The sequence below is a fragment of the Streptomyces sp. NPDC051172 genome (genome assembly GCF_040682555.1).
Taxonomy (GTDB): Bacteria; Actinomycetota; Actinomycetes; order Streptomycetales; family Streptomycetaceae; genus Streptomyces.
In genome coordinates this window covers 1-1500 of the sequence record NZ_JBFBBE010000337.1, presented here as the reverse complement: position 1 = coordinate 1500, position 1500 = coordinate 1, and the positions used below count along the sequence as shown (strand labels likewise).

The 1500-nt window shown below is 73.3% G+C and carries 1 protein-coding gene and 1 pseudogene; one reads left to right on the top strand and one right to left on the bottom strand.

Features of this window, described 5'->3' with window-relative positions:
* Positions 1 to 489 (top strand): annotated as a pseudogene (locus tag AB0N07_RS50895) (hypothetical protein); the annotation flags it as partial.
* 101 nt (positions 490 to 590) lie between these two features.
* Here AB0N07_RS50895 and AB0N07_RS50890 read toward each other — a convergent pair.
* A partial coding sequence (locus AB0N07_RS50890) for an acyl-CoA dehydrogenase family protein (protein WP_365847789.1) occupies positions 591 to 1500 on the bottom strand: 910 nt, incomplete at its 5' end.

Here is a 1500-nt window from a genome sequence, read left to right as displayed (position 1 = left end):
AGCCTGCTGCAACGGGCTGACGGCCCGGCGGGCCGACGTCGTCCCGGCGAGCATCCGCGGTGCACCCTGCGTGATCTGGAGGCGGAGGTGCTGCGGGTGCGCGGGAGGCGAGGGACGCGGACCCTGCGGGCGGCCCTGCCGCTGCTCAGGGACGGCGCGGATTCGAGGGCCGAGACGCTCCTGCGACTGGCGCTGACCGACGCGGGTGTTGTGCCGGAGCCGGAAGTGAATCCGCTGCTGATGCTGAGCGACGGGTCCACCGTCCGGCCGGACCTGGTGTGGCGGGAGGCCCGCGTCTGCGTGCAGTACGAGGGCGATCATCACCGGACGGACCCGCAGCAGTGGCGCCGTGACATCGAGCGTGACCGCCGGATGCAGGCCGAGGGGTGGATCGTGCTGCGCGTGGCCGCCAGCGTCTTCACTCAGCGCGGCCTCGCCGCCCTGCTGCGCGACCTCGCCGCCCACCTGCGGCTCCCTCTGCATGCGTGAGCCAGACGAAACGGTCGCCGAGCCAGACGAATCGGCGGCAGGGGGGCGTGCGTACCAGCAGAAATCTCTGGCTCACGACGCCGGCCCCCGCTCGCGTCATCTCACACGAACGCGCCGACCCCCGTGATCTCGCGGCCGATGATCAGCCCCTGCACGGTCTCGGTGCCCTCGTAGGTGTGGATCGCCTCGATGTCCGCGAAGTGGCGAGCCACCTCGTTCTGGATGAGGATGCCGTTGCCACCGAGCAGGTCGCGCGCGTTCGCGGCGATGGACCGCGCGGCGCGCGTCGCCGAGTACTTGGCCAGGGACGCCATCGGCCCGGTGAGCCGCCCCTCGTCCTCGAGCCGGGTCGCACGCAGCACGAGCAGCTGCACCTGGGTGAGCTGGGAGAGCATCTCGGCCAGGCGGGTCTGCACGCTCTGGGCCGCCGCCAGCGGCCGGCCGAACTGGACGCGCTGCCCCGCGTAGTGCACCGCCGCCTCGTAGCAGCCCACGGCCTTCCCGAGGGCGGACCACGCGACCCCCACGCGCGTGGCGAAGAGGACGCGGGAGGTGTCCTTGAAGGAGCGGGCCTCGGGCAGGACGTCGGCGTCGGGCACGAACACGCCGTCGAGGGTGATGTGGGCCTGGTCGATGGCCCGCAGCGCGACCTTGCCCTTGATGACCTCGGCCGTGTAGCCCTCGGACTCCTGGCGCACGATGAACCCGCGGACCTTCTCGTCCTCGGCGCTGCGCGCCCACACCACGGTCACGCCGCCGGCGGCCCCGTTGCCGATCCACTTCTTGGCGCCGTTCAGCACCCAGCCGCCGGCGCCGTCGGGCCGCGCGGACGTCTCGAGGGACACCGAGTCCGAACCGTGCAGCGGCTCCGTGAGCGCGAACCCGCCCGGCAGCGTGCCGCGCGCCACCGGCTCGAGGTACCGCTCCTGCTGCTCCGGGCTCGCGCAGTGCACCAGGGCGCGCAGCACGAGCCCGCCCTGCACGGCCGCCGCGGCCGCCATCGATCCGTCC